We start from the raw sequence: 14606 nt of genomic DNA on the forward strand, positions 1-14606 counted from the left end.
GCGCCGTCACCCGGCCCTGACTGGTCCTGCGAAGGTGCCGGCGTAGTAGGTCTGGCGGTCGATCTTCTCGACCGTCACCTCTGCCTGACCGTGCAGGAAGTGCTCGATGGCGGCACCGAAGCCGAGGGAGTCGTCGTTGAACGCACAGATGTCCCAGGCGCAGACGGCGCGCTCCGCGACCAGGACCTCGACGACCCGCTCGATCATGGCCTGGAAGACCCGTGAGCGCCGGTGCTCGGCACGCACGAGGGTGAAGCCGAGGTAGAAGACCGCCCGACGGGCGGTGTGCTCGGGGAAGTGGTGCGCGAAGTAGTCAGGGCTGATCCAGGGCACCGTCTCGAGGTCGGCGGTCAGCGTCGAGATGCCCACGATCTGCTCCCCGACGCGAGCGACGTACTTGTGCACCCGCGGGTCCCGCATCTCCTCCATGAACTCCGACTCGTGCAGGACCTGGCGGGCCACGGCCCGGGTCGCCAGCTCCCCGAAGGTCTGGCGGTAAAGACCGAAGTAGTCCTGGGCGGTCTGATCGTCGACGGACTCCTCGATCGTGACGGTGGGGCGGTGCCTGGTCTCAGCGCGCATCGGCGCCCCAGGAGACGACGGAGTAGGCGGCCAGGACGAGGGCACAGACAGGTCGGTCCACGCAGTGCGCCGACGCCACCAGGGTCTCCACCCCGCCGAAGCCGCCACCCCTGCTCTCGACCATGTCGCCCAGGGTGAGCGCGATCATCTCGCCCAGGGACTCCTCGCTGCCGGCGTGGTGCTCCACGAAGAGCCCGGCACCCGTGTCCGGGTCCGTGACCCAGCCCAGCCCCGCCCAGACGATCTCCCCCGGCTGCTCGGCGTGGGCTGCGGACAGCACGCAGTAGAGCCGGTCCCCGTGGATCCCGCCGAGATCGTCCTGGACCAGCCGGACGGCACTGCCCGGGGGGATCACGGACGACAACGTGATGAGGTTGAAGTTGGACACCCCGGCGTCGAGCAGCGCCCGGTCGAAGGCGGCCAGGGCTGTCCGCCCGACCCCGCTCCCGCTGCGGACGGTGATGTCCGGCGCGGAGCCGTCTGAGATCGTGGAGGGGACGTGGTTCACGCAGATGACTCCTTCTGGGGGGACTCAACCCGAGGCAGGCTGAAGTACAGGGTCGTGCCGTGTCCGAGCGAGCTCTCGGCCCAGATCCGGCCACCGTGACGTTCGACGATGGAGCGGCTGATCGCCAGCCCGAGGCCGGTGCCGCCCTTGACGCGGGCATCGGAGGAGTCGACCTGCTCGAAGCGCTCGAAGACCGCCTCCAACTTGTCGGCGGGGATCCCCCGCCCCTCGTCGCGGACCCGGAAGACTACAGCGCCAGGGACGGCGTCCGGGCCGGTGGCAGGGGCGGTGTCGGCGAGCACCTGGCCTCCCTCGTCGGAGAACTTGATGGCATTGCCGAGCAGGTTGGTCAGGGTCTGGATGATCTGGTCCTCGTCGGCGCGGACCACCCCGATGCAGGAGCCGATCTCGACCTCGATGCGCATCGAGCGCGCCAGCCCGTCGATCTGCGCGACCGCTGCGGACACGAGATCTCCCGCATCGATCGAGGCAACCTCGATGGCCCGGGTCCCCGACTCGATGCGCTCCAGGTCGAGGACGTCGTCGATCAGACGGGTCAGCCGCTCGCTGCTCTGCACCGCGATGGTGAGCACCGAGCTCGCGCTGGGGGTGAGCTCACCGAGGACCCCGCCGGCCAGTAACCCCAACGAGCCCCGGATCGACGTGAGCGGGGTGCGCAGCTCGTGGCTCACCACGGAGAGGAACTCGTTCTTCATCCGGTCGACCTCGCGGCGCTGCGTCACGTCACGGAACACCACGACGGCTCCCTGGACGAGCCCCTCGTCGACGACCGGGCTCGCGGTGATCTCGACGGGGAACCTCGTCCCGTCCGCGCGGACGTAGCTGTCCTCCTCAGCGTTCGTCACGATGCCGGTGATGGCCTCGGTGACGTAGCAGCCGCTCCACGGGTAGGGCAGCCCCTGCAGGTCCGGGGCGTGGAAGTGGTCGTGGGCGTGGCGACCCAGGAGGGCGTCGGCGCGGTGTCCCAGGGCGGCCGCTCCCGAGGGGTTGATGAAGGTGACCCGACCGTCGACGTCGACGCCGTAGATGCCGTCGCCGACCGAGGTCAGGAGCACCTCGGTCTGGCGGGCGAGGCGCCGAAGGTCGGTCGTCTGCTCCGCCACCCGGCGCTCCAGGCCCCGCCGCAGCTGGGCGTTGTCGCGGGCGAGCAGCGCCTGCCGAGCCCCCGCGGCAACGATGAGCACCAGCCACAGGACCGCCTGCGGGCGCTCGAGGCGGCCGTCCCCGGCCGCCACCTGGACCGCGCCGGCGACGAGGAAGGACGCGACGACCAGGGTCGTGCCCCAGGCCTCGGTCGTGTCGGCGTCGTGGGTGCTCTCTGGCGCGTCCTGCACGATGCTGGGGAAGCATGCGGCGAGCCCGATGAGGACGTAGCCGGTGATCCAACCGAGGTCGAGCACCGTGCCGAACTCGAAGGTCTCCTGGGCAGCGCGCACCGCGAAGGTAAGGTCGCCGACGGCGTACATGATGAAGCCGCTGGCGATCAGGGTCAGGGGCAGCCGGTCGGCTCCGCTGCCGCGCAGCACCAGCAGCACGGCGACCGTCGCCAACACCACGTCGAGCACCGGGAAGACCAGGTCGACGGCCCAGGCCGACAGGCTGCCGGAGGCCGAGCCGATGAGCTCCTCGTAGACCAGCACGGAGGACATCACGAGCACGGCCGCTGCAGCCACGAAGCCGTCCAGCGACATCAGCACCAGGTCGACCCCGCGGCGTCGGGTCGTAGGGAAGGTCAGGACGCCGACGATCGAGAGCAGCAGTGCCACCGCGATCGTGGTCTCGCCCACGACGCTCGGGGCGGCGACGGGGTCGGCACCGACTGCGGTCGACCACACGTTGCCCGCCACGGCGACGACGGCGGCACTGGTCAGCAGCAACCAGGAGCGCCGCCGGCGCCCCGCCGTACGTCGGGCACGCGCGGCGCAGGCGACGAGCGTGAAGAGGCCGGCGACGAGCAGGCCGACACCACTCACCCCCGCACTCAGGTCCGTCGGGTCGCGCACCTCGAGGAGCAGGCCGAAGCCGACGACCGCCGCCGCAGCTGCGGGCACCAGGAACCGAAATGCGCGTTGCTGCGCGACAAGGTCCCGAGCCTTCTCCATGCCCGCGAAGGTATCGCAGAGCAGGCCGTCCGGCCCCGGGGACGCACGGGCGCGGACCCGGAGATAGGCGAAGGGCCCTCGTGAGTATGAGTCACAAGGGCCCTTCTGGGTGATCGGTCACGGTGATGCTTCCGATCGACTGCTCTTCACATCCGGCCCCGGCAGCCTCATCACCCGGCTGCCGCGACAGGTCCCCGGGCGAACCGGATCTCCGTCGTCTGGACCCTCGTCTCCGAGCCGTCCCGCTCTCCCCGGGGGGAGTGCGTGAGGAAGTTCTACCCCTGATGTGACGTCCGGCACAAGAGGCCGGCGAGACATTCTCCTGGTTCCACCGGAAGTGGCCTGGTCATCCACAGACGAGGCCCTGTTCATGCACAGATCAGGCCCGGTTCTCCACAGCTCCAGACAGCTCCAGCGACCGTGGCGCGCCGTCAGCGGGCGAAGGCGCGAGCCTGCTCGAACGCAGCCGCCACCTCGAGCAGCCGGCGGTCCGCGCCGTGCGGCGCCACGATCTGCACCCCCACGGGCAACCCGTTCGGGGTCGTGCCCGCAGGCACCGAGATGGCCGGGCACCCGGTCATGGTCACCAGGTAGGCCGAGCGCATCCAGTCGAGGTAGGAGGTCGACGCCACGCCGTTGATCTCGGTGGGGAACTCCTGGTCGGCCGGGAAGGGCGGCACCTGGGAGACCGGCAGCACCAGCACGTCGTAGCGCTGGAAGAACACCCGCATCCGCTCCGTCAGCGTCGAGCGCTGGGCGTAGGCCCGGGCGACGTCGCTGCCGGTGAGCGACTCCCCCGCCCGGATGTTGTCGGCGAGCGAGGCCTTGAACGCGTCGGGCTCCCGCGCCAGGAGCGGCCCCAGCTTGGCCTGGAAGAGCCACGCGCGCAGGGTCCGGAAGGCCTCCTCGGCGCCCCCCATGTCGGGGTGGTCGCCGAAGACCCGCGCGCCGGAGCGGGACATCAGTCGCCCCGCCTCCTCCACCACGGCCGCGACCTCGCGGTCGACGGCGAAGGCCCCACCGAGGTCGCGGGACCAGGCGACACGCAGCCCGTGCAGGGAGCCCGTCACCGGTGGGGCGAAGGTGGAGCCCGCGTCACCCAGCGCCATCGGAGCCCGGGGGTCCGGGCCGGCGATGACCGACAGCAACAGCGCCACGTCGCCGACGTTGCGCGCCATCGGGCCGCCGGTCGCGGTCGACTCCCACTGGTTGTCGCGCGGCCACTCCGGCACCCGCCCCAGGGACGGACGCAGCCCGACGACCCCGCAGAACGAAGCGGGGTTGCGCAGCGAGCCACCCATGTCGGAGCCCTCGGCGAGCGGCACCATGCCCGAGGCCAGGGCCGAGGCCGCTCCCCCGCTCGACCCGCCGGCCGACCGCGTCGGGTCGACCGGGTTGAGGGTGGTGCCGAAGACCGAGTTGTAGGTGTGGGAGCCGGCTGCGAACTCCGGCACGTTCGTCTTGCCGATCAGTACGACGCCCGCTCGCCGCAGGCGCTCGACGATCAGCTCGTCGGAGTCCGGGACGTTGTCCGCGTAGATCGTGGATCCGTAGGTGGTCCGCCAACCGGCGGTGGCGTGGGTGTCCTTGACCGCGAAGGGCAGCCCGTGCAGCGGCCCGGTCGCCGCTCCGGACGCCAGGTGCTGGTCGGCGGCCGCCGCCCCGGCGCGGGCGCGCTCCTCGTCGAGGGACACGATCGCGTTGAGCTCGCCGTTGCGCTGACCGATCCGCTCGAGGTGCAGGTCGAGCAGCTCGCGCGCCGAGATCCTGCGCTCGCGGACCGCTGCGACCATGTCGCGGGCGGTGGACTCGACCGACAGCTCACTCATGGGCTCATGATCGCCCATGGCCGAGATCTTCCCCCAGGCGCTCGCCCGACGGCCGCCCTGAGTACGAAGGACCAGCAGGCCTGAGCCGAAGGACCATGGCGCATGGTGCCCGACGGGCGTGTGATGGGCACCATGACGCGCTACGCCGATCCCTTCGTCTGCCCCGACTGCCACACCCCGATCCCCCCCGGCGCCGACACCTGCCGCTCCTGTGCCCTCCCGTTGACCCACCCGCTCGCCGGAGAGCTGTTGAGCACCCTCACGCACGCCGACGACCTGCTGCTCCAGCTGCGCGCCGCGGCGACCCGCCCCGGAGCCGTGAGCACCGGCGCCTCGATGATCCCCGCGGTCGCGCCGATGCCGGCCGCGGCGCCCTCGCCCCGGCGTACGGGCGTGCGGACGGCGTCGGTCCCCCAGATCCTGCTCGGCCTCGGCGCCACCTGCCTCCTGGTCGCCGCCGTCATCTTCCTCGCCGTCGCCTGGTCCTGGCTCGGCATCGAGGGCCGTACGACGGTGCTGGTCGCGCTCACCGCGGTCAGCGGCGGCACGGGGGCCTGGCTCGCCGGGCGCGGGCTCCGCGTGGCCGGCGAGGCGTTGACCGTGGTCGCGCTGGGCCTGCTGGCCCTCGACGTGGTCGGGGCCGACGACGCGGGCTGGCTCGGCGACCTGTCGCTCGCCGGTCTCGTCGCCGTGGCCGGCGCCGTGCTGGGCACGGTCTCGCTGGGGCTGGCCCTCACCCCGACCCGCCTGGTCACCCCGCAGCTCGCCGCCGCCCTCGGCCTCGGCCTCGCCTGGGCCGGCACCGACAGCGCAGTCACGGGGCAGGACCTCCTGATCCCGACGCTCGCCGTGCTCGCCTTCGCCGCCCTCGCCCTCCTCGGCCGCACGACCCGCCGTGCCGTGCTCCCCTGGGCCGCCCTGGTCGGCGCCGGCTTCGCCTGGCTCGACCTGCTCGTCTCCTCCCTCGACGGTCTCGAGGTCGGCGGCACCCTCACCTTCGCCGGGGTGTGGGGCGGCACCGGTGGGGGCGTGCTCGTGGCTGCGGTCCTGCTGCTGGTGCCACTCGCCGTCGACCGTCGCCACGAGCTGACGCAGACCTGCCTCACCGCCGCCGCGGTCCTCACGACCGGCGTCCTGGTCGTCCCCGCCCTCGACGAGCCCCTCACGACCGCGATCGCGGTGGCCCTCGGCGTGCTCGTCGCCGGGACCGCTGCCGCCGCCGTGCTGCCCCGCGCGTGGTCGGCCGTCGCCCTCGTCCCGGCGGTGCTCGCAGCGCTGCCGGTCTCCATCGTCGCCGCAGCCCTCGTCGTCGACGCCGGCGTCCGGGTGCTCCTGGTCGACGGCCAGGACCTCCGCCTGGCCGAGGAGGACGCCCTGGTGCACCCGAGCCTGCTGGTGCCCGCCACGGTGGCCCTGCTCCTGCTGCTCGCCGTCACCCTCCCGGGCCTGCAGCGGCTCCTCTCGCACACCGTCGCGCCGCTCGCGCTCGTCGTCACCGCCGTCGCCACCCTCGCTCTCTTCGGGGTCCCGCTGTGGACCGTGGTCGTCGCGACCGCCGTGGTCGGTGTCGCCCTGGTCGCCGACGGCCTGCGCAACGACCCCGTCGCGGGAACCGTGCGCGCGATCCTGGCTGTTGTCGTCCTCCTCGCCGTCGTCGTCGCCGCCCTGCCGTCGCCGGTCCTCCTCACGGGCACCCTGGCCCTGCTGACCCTGGCCGCCGCCGCGATCCTGCTCCGCGGCCGCTTCCCCCAGGCCGACCTGCTCGGCGGCGCCACGCTCCCGGTCGCCCTCGCCGCCACGATGTGGTCCGCCGCCGACCTCGCCGACATCGACGCGGTCCTGCGCGCGGTGCCGGTCCTGGTCGTGGTCGGGTTGCTGGCGATCGTCCGTCCCCGCGCCGAGGTCGAGGCCGCTGCCGCGGTCGCCGGGGCCACCGCCGCCGTGCTGGCCGTCGCCGCTGCGGTCGACGGGCCCACGGTGCTCGCGATCCACCTCACGGTGGCCGGTGCGTTGGTGACCGCCACGAGCCTGGTCCACACCTCGCGCCGTCAGCTGGGCTGGGCCGGAGGCCTGCTGCTCGCCGCTGCGACCTGGGTCCGGCTCGCCGACCTGGGGGTCGACGCACCCGAGGCCTACACGCTGCCGAACGCTGCCGCCCTGGTGCTGCTCGGCCTGCACCGCCTGCGCACCCTCCCGGAGGCCTCCAGCGCGACCGCCCTCAGCCCCGGGTTGGTGCTCGCCACCGTGCCGTCGCTGCTCTGGGTCCTGGCCGGCGACCCGATCTCGCTGCGCGCCGCGCTGCTCGGCGCCGCGTGCCTCGCGCTGGCCCTGCTCGGCGCCCGGCTCCGTTGGAGCGCGCCGCTGGTCGTCGGCGCCGTGGTCGGCGGCCTGCTCGTGCTGCGCGAGCTTGTGCCCTATGCCGGGCAGACACCGCAGTGGGTCGTCATCGGCCTGGCCGGCACCGTCCTGACCGTGGTGGGGGTGACCTGGGAGCGCCGCCTCGTCGAGCTCCACCAGGCAGCGACCTACCTCGAGCGCCTGCGCTGACCCGACTCCTGGGGCGACCAGAAGGCCGCCACGATGTCGACGCTGCCGGAACGGCGCAGCGGCGTGCCCTCCTCGACGTAGGCCTGGCCGGCCTCGTCGTGGTGGCTCGGTGGCAGGGACCCGTCGCTGCGCACCACCCGCCACCACGGCACGGGTCCGCCGTGGCGGGACAGGCAGGCACCGACCTGCCGCGGCCCGCCTCCCACCACGTCGGCGATCGCGCCGTAGGTCGTGACCCGGCCGCGCGGGATCCGCTCGACGACCGACAGCACCTGCTCGACGTAGTCCTCGGTCATGCCCTGCTCCTCGGCCCCAGGGCCGTGGTCGCGACCACGGCGGCCACGGCCAGCGCGGCGACCGCCGTCACCCAGAGCCCGGCCGGCTCGGGCTGGCCCTCCAGGGCCCTGGCCAGCAGCCACACCACCGGCGCGACGAGGAACAATGCGGCGCCGCGCACCAGCCAGGTCAGCGTCAGGCGGCGGTCCAGCGGCAGGTCGGCGGGGCCGTAGGAGGCCAGCAGCGCCGCCACGTGAGCCGCGACCAACGCCCCAGCCGCGAGCACCACCCCCGGCGGTGTCGACGGGGACGAGCCGAGCCCCCACGTGAGCAGCACCGTCGCGAAGGCGACCGTTCCGGCCGGAGACTCCGGGAACAGCGCGAAGCCGAGGCTCGCCGCCACGACGACTCCCAGTCCCAGCCGACCGGGCGGGTCGCCGGTGAGACCGGCTGCCACCGTCGCCAGCACCGGTCCGGCCAGGACCACCAGCCGCAGGGCCCACTGTCCGCGGGTCCACGGAGGCATCACCTGGCCGATCACCTGGCCGGTCACCGCATCCCCAGGTGGGGCTGACGCGCGCGACGGGCCAGGCGGTGCGTGACCTCGTCGATGGTGCCAGGGCCGCGCCACGGCACCACCGGGCAGCCGAGCGTGGCCAGGCTCGCGAGCACCTGCTCACGCTCCAGGCGCCGCATCCGCCACGCCAGGTCGGCCAGCAGCGGATCGGCCGCTGGGTCGAGGCCCGCCTCGGCGTCCTCCGGCATGGTGTCGACCACCAGCGTCGGCAGGCCACGGCGTACGGCGGTCGCGGTCAGCGTCGCCACCACCTCGGTCAGCATCGGCGACAGCACCACCACCATCGTGCCCTCGGTGGCGCGCAGCTGCAGCCGCTCGAGCTCGCCGTCGTGGGCGGAGCCCGGCTGGATCGAGGCCAGCGTGCCGAGCACGCGGCGCAGGTGTCGCTGCCCGGAGCCGTAACCCACCTGGGACAGGGAGCGGCCCAGCACCCGCAGCGAGACCCGGTCGCCCTGACGCGTGGCGTGCTCGGCGACCGCCGCGGCGGCGCGGACCGTCAGGTCCAGGCTGCTCTCCGCACCGTCCACCCCGCCGGAGCGACCGTGGTCGGCGATCGCGTCGACCACCAGCAGCACGCCGGCGTCCTCCTCGGCGCGGGTCGTGGTGACGTGCAGCTGGTCGGTGCGGGCCGAGACGCGCCAGTTGATGCGGCGCAGCCGGTCGCCGGGCACGAAGGCCCGGATGCCGGCGAACTCCGTGCCGCTTCCCGGACGGGACGAGCGGTGGGCCCCGACGAGTCCCCGCGGCTGGGGCGACTCGGCGTGCGAGGCGTAGTGGAGGCCGATCGGCAGCACCCGCACCTGGTCGCCGATGATCGTGGTCGGGCCCCAGCGGAAACCGGCCCAGGGCGAGGTCAGCGCGACCGCCTCCTCACCGACGACCCGGCGACCCCACCGCTGGGGGCTGAACTCGAGGTCCACGGGACCGGCGGCGAGCAGCCCGGTGACCCGACCGCCGGCGGGGCGGACCGCCAGGAACGGCTCGGGAGACGCGACCCGGGTGACCTGCTCGACGTCCTCGGCGTCGGCGAGCACCAGTCGCGACGTGGTGCCCTGTCCCTCGTGGAGCGCGTGGTGGTCGAAGTCCGTGCCCACCGACGGGGTCCGGCGAGGCCGACCCGCCAGGGCGAGCGCCGCGGCCACGAGCAGCGGGGCCACGAGCACCAGCAGCGTGGGCCTCCCGGCGAGCACGGCCGCGACCGTGCCCGTCGTGGCGATCACGGCGGCACGGCTGGTGGCAGCGGTCGGCCGCCACTGCTGGGGCCTGGTCACGTCGACACCGGCTCAGCGCTCGAGCGCGGACGGTGTCGCCACCCGGTCGAGGACGTCGCCAACGACCGAGTTGCCGCTGCTCGCGCTCATCCAGAGCTCGGGCTTGATGGTGATCCGGTGGGCCAGCACCGGGCGGGCGATCGCCTTGACGTCCTCGGGGATGACGTAGTCGCGGCCCCGAACGAGGGCGAACGCACGAGCCGCCAGCACCAAGCCCAGCGACCCGCGGGGCGAGGCTCCGGTGAGCACCTCGCGGTGCTCGCGGGTGGCCACCGCGACGTCGACGCAGTAACGCGCGACGCTCGGGTCGACGCGCACCGTCTCGACCGCCTCCTGCATGGACCGGAGACCAGCGGCGTCGGTGACCTGGTCCAGCACGATCTCCTCCCGACCGCGGTCCATGCGCCGAGCCAGCACGTCGTACTCCTCCTGCAGGCTGGGGTAGCCGAAGCCGACCCGCATCAGGAAGCGGTCGAGCTGCGCCTCCGGGAGGGGGTAGGTGCCTTCGTACTCGATCGGGTTGGCCGTGGCGACGACGTGGAACGGATCGGGCAGCGCGAAGGTCTCGCCCTCGACGGTGACCTGACGCTCCTGCATCGCCTCCAGCAGGGCCGACTGGGTCTTGGGCGGCGTCCGGTTGATCTCGTCGGCCAGCAGCAGTCCCGCGAAGAGCGGACCCTGGCGGAACTCGAACTCACCGCGTCGCTGGTCGTAGAGGAACGAGCCGGTGAGGTCGGAAGGGAGCAGGTCCGGGGTGAACTGCGCCCGGGAGAAGTCGAGCCCGAGGGCCTGGGCGAACGACCGCGCCGCCAGCGTCTTGCCCAGCCCCGGGAAGTCCTCGATCAGCACGTGGCCCTTGGCGAGCAAGGCGGTGAGCACGAGCACCAGCGGCTCGCGCTTGCCGACGACGGCCTGCTGGACCTGGTCGAGCACGCGGCTCGCGGTGGCGGTCGCGTCCTCGGTGCTCATCGGTGTGCTCATCGGTGTGCTCGCGGGGGTCGGCTGGGTCATAGGGACTCGATCCTCTGCACGTGTCGTTCGATCTCGGACCTGGTCAGTCGGCGGGGTGGGTCGTCCACGAGGCCGAGCAGCTCGGGGCCCAGGAGCTCCTGGCCGCGCACGGAGCCGGGCGTCTCGCCGTGACGGACCCGCAGCGTGCGCTCGGCGAGCAGCACCAGGCGGTCGCGCAGCGCCCGGTCGGGCAGGGTGGCGGCGAGGTGGCTCTCCATCACGCTGAGGTAGCGCTGGGTCTGGAGGTCCAGCCCGCGTGGCGCGGCCGGGCGCACCGTGTCGGTGCCCCAGGTGGGCGCCGGCTTCCCGAGCGCGTCGAGGACGAACCCGGTCGCCGCGACCGCGAGGACCACCAGGAGACACACCCGCGCCACGTCGAAGCCGGTGTCGGCCAGCTCCCCGATCGTCAGCACCGCGGCGGCGACGACCACCGCGAGAGCGGCCCGGCGCCACCAGTGCACCGGCCTCATCGCACCGGCCTCATCGCACCCGGTCCCGGTCGCCGGCCCGGTCGACCAACCGGGCTGCCCAACGTTGCGCGAGGTCGGCGTGGAGGTCGTCGAGCGCCGCACGCGCTTGGTCACGGGCCTGCTCGTCGAGCTCGTGGTCGGAGAAGCGCGCCTCCCGGTAGAGCGCGGCCAGCCGCGAGACCGAGTGCCGATCGGCCGCGACCAGGTCGAGCAGGCGCAGCGTGAACTCGGAGGACGTCTCGTGCGGCAGCCGGGCCACGCCGACCCCGGCTGCTTGGGACTCGAAGCGGTGCCAGCACGCGACGATCGCATGGCGAGGCGTGCCCTCGGCGAGCGTGCCGCGTTGGTCGCTGGCGTCCTCGAGGATCGCCTGGGCCACGGCCGGGGAGTGCTGCGGCAGGGTGTCGAAGTCGACCTCGGGCGGTGTCCCCTGGCGAGGGTTGCGCCGAACCCCGGCCACTCGTCGTACGACGGCGACGACACGACGACCGACGTAGAGCACGACCAGCAGGGCCAGCGCCCCGGACAGCACCGTGGCCAGGGGCTGGACCCACCCCGAGGACTCACGCTCCTGCGAGCGCCGCGGCTGCGGGTCAGGCACGGCGCGCGGACCCGTGGCGGTGTTCGCGTCGGTGTTGCGGCTCAGGGAGACATCCGCGCTGCCCTGGTCGTCGGCCACGTCGTCCGGCCCGATCGAGGCCGCCCAGGTGCCGAGCACCAGCAGCAGCCCTGTCACCGCCAGCACCCCCAGGACGGCCAGGGCGGACGAACCGCTCCGAGGCTGTCGAGCGTCTGCCATGTCGAGCAACGTACCTGGTGTCACCGGGGCCGGAACTGACCGATGGCCCCGTCCTGCGTGAGGACGGGGCCATCGTCATGCTCCCGGGTGGTGCGTCTGGTGCGTCAGAGGATCGGGGCGAACGGCTCCGTGCCCAGGGCCAGCTTGAGGCCGGCGATGGTGCCGTGGGCCTGGGCGTAGGCGAGCTCGCTGCGCAGGTCGCCGACCCCGTTGGCGCCCACGAGCGGCGCAAGCTGCACGGTCGACAGGGTGCCGAGCGCCTTGCCCTCGGCGTCGATGAAGGCCGAGCCCGAGTCTCCCGGGATGCCGGGGGTCACCGTGTAGACGGGGTGGTTCCAGCCGTCGCTGTCAGTGCCGAGGCTGACGCCCTGCTTGGGCGAGAGCTGCTCGAGGCCACCCCGGAGGCTGGAGTTGCCGAACGAGTAGACGGTGTCACCGGCCGGCGCACCGGCGGCGTTGACGCCCACGGGGCCACCCCAGAAGGGGATGCTCGGGTTGACCTTGGCGACATCGGCCGCGTCGACCCTGACCAGCGCGAAGTCGTTGAAGGCACACGTGTTGGCGTCGGTCTCGTTGCGGCCCTGCATGGTCAGCCACGAGGAGTAGACGAGCGTGCCCGCGCCGACCTGCTCGCCGGAGGACGCCAGGCTTCCGCCTCGGTTGAAGGTGACGCGGGTGCCGAGCGGGAGGGACCCGGAGTCGCAGCCGTCGGTCTCGGTCGCCGTGCCGGTGCCGGCGCAGTGGGCGGCCTGGCCGAGGTAGACGTTGCCCGCAACGTCGGTGAAGACGAAGTTGGCGGTGCACTGACCACCGGAGGTGTAGGTCTGCACACCGGGCGTGATCGCAGCGGTGGCGGCGGGGGCCCACGCGGCAACGCGGATCGGCTTCTTGGCGGCCTCGGCGCCAGGGGCGCCGGCCAGGGTGACGGCCAGGGCGGCGCTGGAGAACGCGGCGGCAAGACCTGCGAGGCGGCGCGTGGACTTCGTTGCAACGAGCATCGAGTGATAACCCTCCTGAGTGGGTCGGCGACGATGCCGACGGGTGCGGTCGGGGTGTCCAACGACACACTCACCCGTTGAGTTACGGGCGAGTAGTCACAAATGACTACTCGCCCGTCCCAGGACCCAGGGGTCAGGCCTCAGTAGGTCGGCTGGCTGGGGTCGATCTGGTTGACCCAGGCCACCACGCCGCCACCGACGTGCACGGCGTCGGCGTAGCCGGCGCCCTTCACGATCGCGAGGGTCTCCGCGGAGCGCACGCCGGACTTGCAGTGCATGACGACCTGTGTGCCCGTGTCGACGGGGGGGAGCTGCGCCAGGGCTGTTCCGTTGAGGAAGTCGCCCTTGGGGATCAGCACCGAGCCCGGGATCTGGTTGATCTCGCGCTCGTTGGGCTCGCGCACGTCGACGAGCACGAAGTCGCGGGTGCCCTCGTCGCGCTCCTTGAGCATGTGCTCGAGCTGGGTGACCGAGATCGTCGAGCCGGCGGCGGCGTCGGCCGCCTCCTCCGAGATCGCACCGCAGAAGGCGTCGTAGTCGATCAGGCCGGTGACCGTCGCGTGCTCGCCGCACAGCGCGCAGTTGGGGTCCTTGCGGACCTTGAGCTTGCGCCACTCCAGCTCGAGGGCGTCGTAGATGACCAGCTTGCCGACGGCCGGATCACCGATGCCGGCGAGGAGCTTGATGGCCTCGTTGACCTGGATCGAGCCGATCTGGGCGCACAGGACCCCGAGCACGCCGCCCTCGGCGCAGCTCGGGACCATGCCCGGCGGCGGGGGCTCGGGGTAGAGGCAGCGGTAGCAGGGTGCGTCGACGCTCTCGCCGTGCTCGTCGGTCGCGTGCGGCCAGAAGACCGACGCTTGGCCGTCGAAGCGGTAGATCGAGCCCCAGACGTAGGGGATCTTCAAAAAGTACGCCGCGTCGTTGACCATGTAGCGCGTCGCGAAGTTGTCGGTGCCGTCGACGATCAGGTCGTAGCCCTCGAAGACCTGGAGGACGTTGTCGTTGTCGAGACGCTCCTCGTGCAGCACCACGGTGACGTAGGGGTTGGCCTCGGCGATGGACTCCTTCGCGGAGACCGCCTTGGACTTCCCGATGTCGGACTGCGTGTGGATGATCTGGCGCTGCAGGTTGGACTCGTCGACCTCGTCGAACTCCGCGATGCCGAGCGTGCCGACACCCGCAGCGGCGAGGTAGAGCAGGGCGGGGCTGCCGAGGCCGCCGGCGCCGATGACCAGCACCTTGGCGTTCTTGAGCCGCTTCTGCCCGATCATGCCCACGTCGGGGATGATCAGGTGGCGGCTGTAGCGGCGTACCTCGTCGATGGTCAACTCGTCGGCGGGCTCGACCAGCGCGGGAAAACTCACGGCGTACTCCTCGAAACGGTGGGGGGCGGTGCTCGGGTTGCTCCGGATGCAACGCCGGGACAACGCGGTGACCGTCGCTCATGTTCCCCGTCGGGGTCCTGCCGACCACCCCGCGTCCCGTCATCCGGACCAGGTGACCAGCGAGTAGGCTCGCAGCCGTCAACAGGCAGGTCCCCTCTGGACCAGTCCGGGCAGGAGCACACACGGTGAGCGCAGGTCAGTACGACGTCGGGGTGGCGCGCCCGCGA

The 14606-nt window shown here is 72.7% G+C and carries 13 protein-coding genes; 1 reads left to right on the plus strand and 12 read right to left on the minus strand.

Features of this window, described 5'->3' with window-relative positions; translation table 11 throughout:
• Positions 1-6: 6 nt before the first annotated feature.
• The 4 genes from BM204_RS15395 to BM204_RS15410 form a co-directional block, all read right to left on the minus strand.
• Positions 7-582, minus strand: coding sequence for a hypothetical protein (locus tag BM204_RS15395; protein WP_218031248.1), 576 nt, complete (start codon positions 580-582; stop codon positions 7-9).
• Positions 572-1090, minus strand: coding sequence for a pyruvoyl-dependent arginine decarboxylase (locus BM204_RS15400; protein WP_218031247.1), 519 nt, complete (start codon positions 1088-1090; stop codon positions 572-574). The genes BM204_RS15395 and BM204_RS15400 overlap by 11 nt, the downstream gene beginning before the upstream one ends.
• Complete coding sequence (locus BM204_RS15405) at positions 1087-3213, minus strand: ATP-binding protein (RefSeq protein WP_091115123.1); 2127 nt, start codon at positions 3211-3213, stop codon at positions 1087-1089. Before BM204_RS15405 ends, BM204_RS15400 begins: the two co-directional genes overlap by 4 nt.
• A 431-nt stretch (positions 3214-3644) precedes the next feature.
• The gene (locus BM204_RS15410) at positions 3645-5042 is read right to left on the minus strand and encodes an amidase (protein WP_091115124.1); all 1398 of its coding nucleotides are present in this window, start codon (positions 5040-5042) and stop codon (positions 3645-3647) included.
• 123 nt (positions 5043-5165) lie between these two features.
• Here BM204_RS15410 and BM204_RS15415 point away from each other — a divergent pair, with 123 nt between their 5' ends.
• Positions 5166-7589 carry an SCO7613 C-terminal domain-containing membrane protein gene (locus tag BM204_RS15415; protein WP_143099787.1) on the plus strand — a complete coding sequence of 808 codons (2424 nt, stop codon included), beginning with the start codon at positions 5166-5168 and terminating at the stop codon, positions 7587-7589.
• Here BM204_RS15415 and BM204_RS15420 read toward each other — a convergent pair.
• The 8 genes from BM204_RS15420 to moeZ form a co-directional block, all read right to left on the minus strand.
• Positions 7568-7885, minus strand: coding sequence for an MGMT family protein (locus BM204_RS15420; RefSeq protein ID WP_091115129.1), 318 nt, complete (start codon positions 7883-7885; stop codon positions 7568-7570). The two genes, BM204_RS15415 and BM204_RS15420, sit on opposite strands and share 22 nt — an antisense overlap.
• The gene (locus BM204_RS15425; protein ID WP_091115132.1) at positions 7882-8418 is read right to left on the minus strand and encodes a hypothetical protein; all 537 of its coding nucleotides are present in this window, start codon (positions 8416-8418) and stop codon (positions 7882-7884) included. The genes BM204_RS15420 and BM204_RS15425 overlap by 4 nt, the downstream gene beginning before the upstream one ends.
• Complete coding sequence (locus BM204_RS15430; protein WP_091115135.1) at positions 8415-9713, minus strand: DUF58 domain-containing protein; 1299 nt, start codon at positions 9711-9713, stop codon at positions 8415-8417. The genes BM204_RS15425 and BM204_RS15430 overlap by 4 nt, the downstream gene beginning before the upstream one ends.
• Before the next feature lie 12 nt (positions 9714-9725).
• Positions 9726-10724 carry an AAA family ATPase gene (locus BM204_RS15435; protein WP_439895894.1) on the minus strand — a complete coding sequence of 333 codons (999 nt, stop codon included), beginning with the start codon at positions 10722-10724 and terminating at the stop codon, positions 9726-9728.
• On the minus strand, positions 10721-11194 hold the full coding sequence (locus tag BM204_RS15440) for a hypothetical protein (protein ID WP_143099788.1): 474 nt from the start codon (positions 11192-11194) through the stop codon (positions 10721-10723). Before BM204_RS15440 ends, BM204_RS15435 begins: the two co-directional genes overlap by 4 nt.
• Positions 11195-11204: 10 nt before the next feature.
• Positions 11205-11993: a DUF4129 domain-containing protein gene (locus tag BM204_RS15445; protein ID WP_091115139.1), complete on the minus strand. Its 789-nt coding sequence runs from the start codon at positions 11991-11993 to the stop codon at positions 11205-11207.
• A gap of 104 nt (positions 11994-12097) precedes the next feature.
• On the minus strand, positions 12098-12991 hold the full coding sequence (locus tag BM204_RS15450) for a chymotrypsin family serine protease (RefSeq protein ID WP_170259182.1): 894 nt from the start codon (positions 12989-12991) through the stop codon (positions 12098-12100).
• 140 nt (positions 12992-13131) lie between these two features.
• Entirely contained in the window at positions 13132-14358 is a 1227-nt protein-coding gene (gene moeZ, locus BM204_RS15455; protein ID WP_091115141.1) for an adenylyltransferase/sulfurtransferase MoeZ, read from the minus strand.
• Positions 14359-14606: the final 248 nt, after the last annotated feature.

It is taken from the genome of Nocardioides psychrotolerans, from assembly GCF_900113685.1.
GTDB lineage: Bacteria > Actinomycetota > Actinomycetes > Propionibacteriales > Nocardioidaceae > Nocardioides > Nocardioides psychrotolerans.